This window comes from Flavobacterium sp. (genome assembly GCF_035760125.1).
Lineage (GTDB): Bacteria > Bacteroidota > Bacteroidia > Flavobacteriales > Flavobacteriaceae > Flavobacterium.
This window is the reverse complement of the sequence record NZ_DASTTN010000158.1, coordinates 1-9,097: the sequence shown is the minus strand read 5'-3', so window position 1 is coordinate 9,097 and position 9,097 is coordinate 1. Positions and strand designations below refer to the sequence as shown.

Annotated in this window: 5 protein-coding genes and 1 pseudogene; 2 read left to right on the top strand and 4 right to left on the bottom strand. The window is 31.1% G+C overall.

Features of this window, described 5'->3' with window-relative positions; genetic code table 11:
• The first annotated feature begins 67 nt into the window (after window positions 1-67).
• Window positions 68-1,237, top strand: coding sequence for an OFA family MFS transporter (locus VFS71_RS06120; protein ID WP_326400009.1), 1,170 nt, complete (start codon window positions 68-70; stop codon window positions 1,235-1,237).
• Between the two features lie 87 nt (window positions 1,238-1,324).
• On the opposite strand, the pseudogene VFS71_RS06115 reads toward VFS71_RS06120, so the two are convergent.
• The 4 genes and pseudogenes from VFS71_RS06115 to VFS71_RS06100 all read right to left on the bottom strand — a co-directional run bounded on the left by VFS71_RS06115 (window position 1,325) and on the right by VFS71_RS06100 (window position 5,713).
• Window positions 1,325-2,215 (bottom strand): annotated as a pseudogene (locus VFS71_RS06115) (Ppx/GppA phosphatase family protein).
• A 51-nt stretch (window positions 2,216-2,266) separates the two neighbouring features.
• On the bottom strand, window positions 2,267-4,342 hold the full coding sequence (gene ppk1, locus VFS71_RS06110; protein ID WP_326400007.1) for a polyphosphate kinase 1: 2,076 nt from the start codon (window positions 4,340-4,342) through the stop codon (window positions 2,267-2,269).
• A 7-nt stretch (window positions 4,343-4,349) separates the two neighbouring features.
• Entirely contained in the window at window positions 4,350-4,835 is a 486-nt protein-coding gene (locus VFS71_RS06105) for a histidine phosphatase family protein (RefSeq protein WP_326400006.1), read from the bottom strand.
• Between the two features lie 377 nt (window positions 4,836-5,212).
• A complete protein-coding gene (locus VFS71_RS06100) occupies window positions 5,213-5,713 on the bottom strand; it encodes a CAP domain-containing protein (protein WP_326400005.1) in 501 nt (166 codons plus the stop codon).
• A gap of 1,555 nt (window positions 5,714-7,268) precedes the next feature.
• On the opposite strand from VFS71_RS06100, the gene VFS71_RS06095 reads away from it, so the two are divergent.
• Window positions 7,269-9,097: hypothetical protein (locus VFS71_RS06095; protein ID WP_326400003.1), on the top strand; the 1,829-nt coding region annotated here is incomplete at its 3' end.

Here is a 9,097-nt window from a genome sequence, read left to right as displayed (position 1 = left end):
ATATTCAAGCTTTACTTCAAAAATGTAAAGATTAAATAAGGAGTTATAATTTTATTACAATACAACTATGTCAAAAAATAAATATTTGATCGTATTGGCAGGAATGATTATGCAACTGTCAATTGGGTCCATTTATGCATATAGCAAATGGATAGAACCTTTATCAAAAGAATTAAACTGGGATGCTCATGATACCAAAACAGGATTTAGTTTAGCCATTTGTTTCTTAGGATTAACAGCTGCTTTTATGGGCAAATTTGCTCAAAAAATTGGACCTACAAAAGCTGGATTTATTGCGAGCTTATTTTTAACTATAGGCTTATTGGGTAGTGCCTTGGCTGTCAAAATGAGTTCTATCTATTTGTTTTACTTAACTTTTGGAGTTTTGCAAGGAATCGGTTTAGGATTTGGATATATTGTACCTGTATATACTGTTGTAAAATGGTTTCCAGATCGACCAGGATTGGCTTCCGGAATAATTATAATGTCATTTGCATTAGGATCTTTATTAGCCTCGTTTTTAATTGGGCCTTTGTATACTTCTTTAGGACTGTCTGGGGCATTTTCTACTCTTGGAATTTGCTATGGAATTTGTATGCTATTGAGTGCTTTGTATTTGTCCAATCCAATAAATATTAATGCTGTGCAACAAGTTCATATCGATTTAACTCCAAAACAAATTATAACAGACAAACGCTTTATTGCGTTATGGTTATTGCTATTCCTGAACGTATGCGGAGGAATTGCCATAATCTCTAAAGCTGCTATATTAGGTGAAGAAGTTGTAGGAATGAGTGCAACGCAAGCTACAATGTTTGTGGCTATCATCGGTTTGTTTAATGGATTGGGGCGTTTGTTCTGGTCGAGTATTTCCGACAAAATAGGCTGCTGGAATACTTTTATGATTTTTATTGGAATAAACGCAGCTTGTTTTGCTTTGATACCAACGTTTTCAACCGATCAAACTTCATTTCAGGCTCTAACCTTTATTATTATTGCAGGATATGGAGCTGGTTTTGCAACCATGCCTTCCTTTGTGAAAAATATTTTTGGAACTCAAAAATATGGTCAAGTTCTTGGTTACACATTAACCGCTTGGTCAGCTGCAGCTTTTGTCGGGCCATTACTATTAGGCTTAACTACAGAAATCACGATTTTCTATCTGTTTGCAATATTACTTGTAATCGCTTTGTTAGTTGGATTGTGGCTAAAAAGGCTTTTATTAAAACTGGCTTAATACTATTCAGAAAATATTTCACACATAAAAAGCAGCCCAAATTGAGCTGCTTTTATATTTATTATGATAATTTAATTAATAAATCAACTATACTTTCCCATAGTACATTGCTTTTACAATCCCATCAGAAAGTCCAATTTTTGGAACATAAATTTGTCTGGCTCCACTCCATTTCATAGCATTTAGATAAATACGGGTTGCCGGAACAATTACGTCAGCTCGGTCAGGATTTAATCCTAATTGAGAAATTCTTTGCTCATAAGAAAGCGAACTTAAATAAGCATATTGGGAGTTCATATAAATGTATGATAGAGGTTTTTCTTGAATTTTACCCGACATTTTGAATAATTTATTAATATTCCCACCAGACCCTATTAAGGTAACCTCTTCATAATCGGCAGTATTATTTTTAATCCATTTTTCAATTTCATCCCAGACTACATCACAAACCATTTCATTTAGCAACCGAACTGTTCCTGCTTTGAAAGATCTTGAATTAACCATTTTTCCATTTGAAAATAATGTAAATTCAGTGCTTCCACCGCCAACATCTACAAATAAATACGTTTCGTCAGTTTTTAATAAATGGTGTAAATCTGTTGAAGCTATTATGGCTGCTTCTTTTTTGCCGTCAATAATTTCAATTTTAATATCAGCTTTCTTTTTTATTAAAGCTACCACTTCTTTTGCATTATATGCTTCGCGCATTGCCGATGTTGCAAATGCCATATATCGTTCTACTTTATGCACTTTCATTAACAAATTGAATGCTTTCATAGCATCAATCATCCGCTCAGTATTTTCAGGAGAAATTTCCCCAACAGTAAACGCATCCTGCCCCAAACGAATAGGTACACGTACTAATGAACTCTTATTGAATTGTGTTTATTTTCCTTCTTCTTCTACAATATTGGTGATTAATAAACGCATAGCATTCGACCCAATATCAATAGCAGCATATTTTTTAATTTTAATCATATTCTCTAGGATGCGATTTATGGTTTAGAATATTCCTATTCTTGCGTTGTTTTAATCTTCTTTTAATTCCCCTATCAATTCAACTTTTCTTTGATAATACTTGTAGGTTTCCAGCTGGGCTCTGAAAATTGGATTATCATTCCTTATCCTATATTTATTATCTAGTTTATAGGAATGGTATCTTGCTTTTACATTTCCTTTCCAACCGATATCAAAATTCTCAATCAATTCATTTTTTATTTCTTGATCATAAATTGGACAGGTCACTTCTACTCTTGCGTCTATGTTTCTTGTCATGAAATCGGCCGATGAAATATAAACTTCGGTCAATCCTGCATTCCCAAAAATATAAACTCTTGAATGTTCTAAATAATTATCAACTATACTAATAGCTTCAATATTTTCACTCAATCCTTTAACCCCTGGAATTAATGAACAAATACCTCTTACTTCCAATTGAATTTTCACACCAGCTTTGCTTGCTTCATATAATTTATCAATCATAGCTAAATCTGACAAACTATTCATTTTTAATTTCATGTAAGTTTTTCTACCAGCTATTGCATGTGCAATTTCTCTATCAATCATTTTCACAAAACGATGTCTTGTATATTGTGGCGAAACAATAAGGTGTTTATAGCGTTGCACTTTATAATTGATGTCAAAGAATTCAAATATTTTTGATATGTCTTTCAGTATTTGAGGATGACACGTGAAAAGTGTTACATCTGTATAAATTTTTGCCGTAGCCTCATTAAAGTTTCCTGTCGAAATAAAACCATATCGTTTTATTTTATTTTTCTCCATTCTTTCAATCACGCAGACTTTGCTATGAACCTTTAAACCTTTTATTCCAAAAATAAGCTGGATTCCTTCGGTTTGCATTTGTTCGGAATAAGAAATATTTGAAGCTTCATCAAATCGGGCTTGCAATTCTATTTGAACAATTACTTTTTTTCCGTTTTTGGCAGCATTAATTAAAGAACTAATGATTTGAGAATTTTTAGCTAATCGATATAAAGTAATTTTGATTGAAGTTACTTTAGGATCCAAAGCGGCTTCACGCAAAAATTTTATTAAGTAAGCAAAAGATTGATATGGTGCATTCAACAAATAATCCTTTTCGGCAATTTTCTCCAAAATACTGCCCTCAAGACTTAAACCAGGTATAGGCAGAGGATCATTTTTTTTATACAATAAATCATATCGACCAAGATTTGGAAAATCCATATAATCCCTTCTATTATGATATCTACCTCCGGGAATAATACTATCTGTGGAATCAATATTCATTTTATCCAGAAAGAACTTTAGAGTATCCTTATCAATCTCCTGATCATAAATAAAACGAACTGGCTCCCCTATTCTTCTGTCTTTTACACTGGATGATATTTTTTCAAGCATACTTTTACTCAAATCACTATCAATATCCAATTGAGCATCTCTTGTAATTTTTATCATATGAGCCGAAACACTTTCGTAATTGAAAATATTAAAAATACTGCTCAAATGCATTCTAATAACATCGTCAATCAGAATGACATATTGCTTTTCATTCGTAGAAGGCAATACAACAAAACGATTAATCATTTTAGGAATTTCAATTATGGCGTAGCGAACTTCTTGATTTTTTTTCATCACGAGTTTTACTGCCAAATATCCCATCGAATCTTTTAGAACAGGAAATTCTGCTAAATCATTTAATATAATTGTAACGAGCTCCGGACTTAACTTTTGTATAAAAAATTCTTTCAAAAAAACTTCTTGCTCTTTATTAATCTCATTTTCATGAATAATAAAAATATTTTCGGTTTCTAATCTTTCTTCTATATTATTAAGAATTCTTAAACTTTCGGATTGCTGTTGGATAACAATCTCTGTTATATCTTTAATTAATTGTTGTGCGGTAACTCCTCCAAAATATTTCTCGCCAGAAATACCACTCAAACTCAACCGCCTTATAGCAGCAAATCGAACTCTAAAAAACTCATCTAAATTATTGGAAAAAATCCCTAGAAACCTTAACCTGTCTAATAATGGAACTGAATCGTCAGCAGCCTCTTGCAATACTCGAGCATTAAAAGCCAACCAGCTTTTCTCTCTATCAATATATTTATGTTCAAACACTTTTTATTTATTTTAAATCTCTGGGGAATAGAATTTTTTTTGTCTTGCCTTTATCAATAGTATCCCAACTTTCATTATCAAATTCTATATGGACAAATCCGGCTGTAGGAACATTATCAATGTAAACATCCCCAAATTTATTAACAAAATTTGTAATAGCCTCGTTATGTCCGAATATAATTATACTATCATAACCATTACTGTATGATTTGATAACTTTTTCCAATTTTCTTTCATCAAAAGTATATAACTCATCCTTATATAGAATGCTTTCTAATGGGAAATTTATATTTTGAGCAAAAATCAAAGCAGTTTCTACCGCTCTTTCAGCTGTACTACTCCAAATACTAAAGGTTTTAGGCAAATGTTTAATAACATGAGAAGAAACTAAATGAGCACTTTGCATTCCTTGTGAAGTTAGTGGTCTATCTTTATCATGTAAAGGGGCTTCCCAACTAGACTTTGCATGCCGAACTAATATTAAATTTTTCATACATCACAACTTTTATTTTATAAAACTAAAAAACTTCATTAAAAACACAAACAAATGAAATTCAGTAAATTAACTATTTTATTAGGCTAGATTTCAATAATAAAATTTGAATTATAAAATCTTTAGGGTCATACAATTTACAAAAAAAAAGTTTAGAAACTTTATTTTAATTTTCATTTGAAGATATTATATGATTTTTAATGTACGGCTTAAATATGACTTCCAACAACAACATATACAATACTATACATATTTACTTATTCAAATGAATTAAAGCAAAGAAATTATTTTTTAATATCTATTATTTTAAAATTATTATCAAAAAAAAGCTGTCATTTTATTGACAGCCTCCATACAAACATACAAACAAACAAAACTTACATTTTTACAAAAATATTCGTATAATATTTTCTTCCATTAACTGGGTTCTCTCTTATAGATAATCCAAAATGTGTAAAATCACCTTCAATATTTAATCTATGCCCAGGACTATTCATCCAAGCATCAAAAGCACCTTGTGCAGTACTATAATTATACGCAACATTTTCACTTACCCTTAATGCACCCAATGCTTTTATTATATTTTCTGAACGGGCTACAAAATCATCATGATTAACAACATTATTAGCAATCATATACTCATCATGCTCCTCTGATTTATAGGAAACGTGATTTATTTTTTCCAAAGCATTTAATCCAATACTCACTCTATAATTATTTATTAATGTCATTGTTTCCAATTCTATAGGACTATAATCATAAACAGTTACTATTGGTAATTTTGCTTCAGTCTCATTTGAATTATTTTCAGAAGAGCAAGATGTTAAAATAGTAAGCAAAAATCCAATCGCAACAAATTGGAGCAATTTTGTATTCATAAACATTACTCGATTAAATTTAAGGTAGATTGTGGGGCAAAAAACTTAAATTATTATAAATTATTTTTATTAAATTTCAATCATCAAATAAACAACTTATTCGTTTAAATACAAAAAATAATCGACAAAATATACCAAATACAACGCTAAAAGAAGAAAAATCTTTCAATTAAAATTTAATTTACTAATTTTCAAATAGATAATATTTAATATTTTTTTTTGATAAAAAAATTTAGATTCAGAAGATATCAAATCTCACTTTTGAAATATTTTTTTTAAACCTATGCTAAAAAAAAAAAAAAGATTTTTTACTTAAAATTAACTAACATCTAAACATTTTTATTTGGTTTAAAAAATCAGAATACAAATAATAAATCATTTATTACAATCATTTTATTTTTTTTTATAGTTATCCTGTTAATCATTTAATAGCAGAAGCTTTTTATATATTAAAACAGTCACATTCTTAAACTATTCGTATCATATAATCCCTTTTTTTAAAAACAATTAAATATAAATTACTCTTTTAAGAATCTATTTGTTATAAAAAAGTGAAAAATATTCAAAAAAAGCATTCTTATTTAAGGTATTTTACTTATGTTTTTAACTTTTCAACGAGTATTTAGGTTTTTCAAAGACAATCATATTGTATTATGAACATTCTTTATAAATTTGGTATATAAATAATTTATTAATTTTTTACCCCAAATAAAAAACATTATAAAAATTATTTTGTAACCTACAACAAGCTTTAATGCTGAAATTTAAATTTTTGATTGTTTCCCAAATATCAATCAAAAATTAGAAATAAAAATCTACTAGGATTTTCTGTTGAGCAAATATGCGTCAACACATAAGAAAAAAAAATTTTGATTGTATTCCCAAATCTCAATCAAAATTAAATTGTCAAAAGGACCTACTTCAATTCATTGTTAACTGACATCAGTTTCAATTTGACAAGACAAAATTTTAATTTGATTTAATTCCCAAATCTAAATCAAATATAGAATTAACGAATAACCTACTTAACACAAGATTGTTTTTTTAAAACTTATACATTTTACATGAAACAAATCAATATACAGAACTTTTATAAAAATTATTTATTTACATAAAAAATTTAAAAATATGAAGCCTAAAACTACTCTAAACCTATTAAACGATTTTTTTTCGAATATCTTTCAAAAAACAATCCTGTTTTTAACTTCTTTTTTTGACAAAAAAGTGTGGTTGATCCCTTTAAAAATTTCTCACTTACCGTCCTTAGTATTTAATTCTACTATGGCTTTTGTTCAAACTGTTTTTAATATAACTACGTATAAAACAGATAAAAGCAAAAAAATCAAAAGTGCACCTCCAGAAGAAAAGTATTATTATGCATTGCAAATTGCAAACTTTTAAATTCTAAGTACTTACTGTCTTTTAAATTCATCAATTGTCAATACTTAAAAGTATTTACCACATATTGTGTGCTCTAATAGTGCTCAAAATATAGAATTATTGATAATAATTTCTCCCTATAATATCTAGGTTATTAACCTTAAAATAATTAAAAATGAAAACAATTTTTACTCATTCGACAAAATTATTTACCATTATTTTTATAAGTCTATTTAGTTTTTCAACGACAATAGCACAACAGACTATTTCTGTGAGCCAACCAACTGGGGGATTTAATATTAACGGAAGCCTCACTGCAGGTGCAGGTACTGGCGACTGGGTTCAAGGATCTGGTGGCGGTTATGTGCTGAATAATGATGGAACACCTGTTAATTCTCTTACAACAAGTCGAAAGATAGATGGTTATGCCGGCGGTAGTCAGGATTTTATATTTAGTGGTAGTAAATTTAATGACAACCCAAATGATTGGAAATGGAGTGTTGGTAATGCTGGTGGTAAAGGGGATATCAATAATGTATTATATCATCTTGGCAATGATCCTGTTAATGTTAATGATCCTACTGACGATAAACAATGGTTATTTGTGGCTGGAGACAGAAAGGAAACAAGTGGTACAAGTAATCTCTACTTTGAATTTCTTCAAAACACTTTAACCAGAAATGCAAATGGTACATTTAATTCTGCTGGACCAAATGGTGGAAGGACTTTAAATGATGTTGCTATATACATTGGATATGTTAATGGTGGAGCAGTTGCAGAAATTAAGTTCTATGTATGGAGTAATATAGGAACAATAGCAAATCCAAACTATACATATGTAGAAAAGTTTCCACCAGTAGGCACTTATTATGGATTTACAAACGGAGGAACTCAAAGTGTTCCTTATAGTGCTTTTGGTAATTCGACATATACAGCAAATCAATTTGTTGAAGCCGCATTTAATGTAACTGCTTTTTTACAATCCACTAATCTTTGTGATGGACTGAAAGTAAAGACTTTATTTGTATCAACAAAATCTTCTGCTGTAGAATCTGCCTCACTCGATGATTTTATTGAACCTATTCAGGTGGGTATTGATCTTGGCCAAGCAACTATTAGTTATGCTGGCCCTTTCTGTCCTGTTGGAACAGCAGGTGTAACTCAAACAGGTGTACAAGGGGGAACTTATTCTTCATCATCTACCGACTTAAAATTTGTAAGTACATCTACTGGGGAAATAAATCTTGCTACAAGCATTCCTGGTACTTATACTGTTACCTATACATTTATAACACCTGGGTGTTCCAATCCAAAAACCACTACAACTATAGTAACAGTAGATCCGGCAACGGTAGCTGGTGCAGTTACTGGTGGATCGACAGTTTGCACCGGAACCAACAGTACCTTATTGACATTAGGAGCACATATAGGAACTATTATAAGATGGGAATCCTCTTTGAATGGAACCACTTGGACGCCTATCATAAATGCAACAAATACGTATACCGCCACTAATCTAACTGCTACTACACAATATCGTGCCGTAATTCAAAGTGCTGCCTGCGCTGCCGCAAATTCTACTGCTACAACTATCACAGTAGATCCATTACCGACAGCTTCTGCGGCAGGCGGAAGCCAAACCATCTGTTCCAATGCAACGGCTACCGTAAGCGGAGCCACTGCTTCAAATGGAACAATACTTTGGACACATAACGGAACTGGTTCGTTAAGCAATGCCACCACATTGACCCCAACCTATACTGCAGCGGCCGGAGATGAAGGCAATACAGTGACCTTGACCATGACCGTTACCAGTAACAATACCTGCGGAATTGCAAAAGCTACAACAACTTATACCGTTAATGTCGATGCATTACCACAGGCTTCTGCGGCAGGCGGAAGCCAAACCATCTGTTCCAATGCAACGGCTACGGTAAGCGGAGCCACTGCTTCAAATGGAACAATACTTTGGACACATAACGGAACTGGTTCTTTAAGCAATGC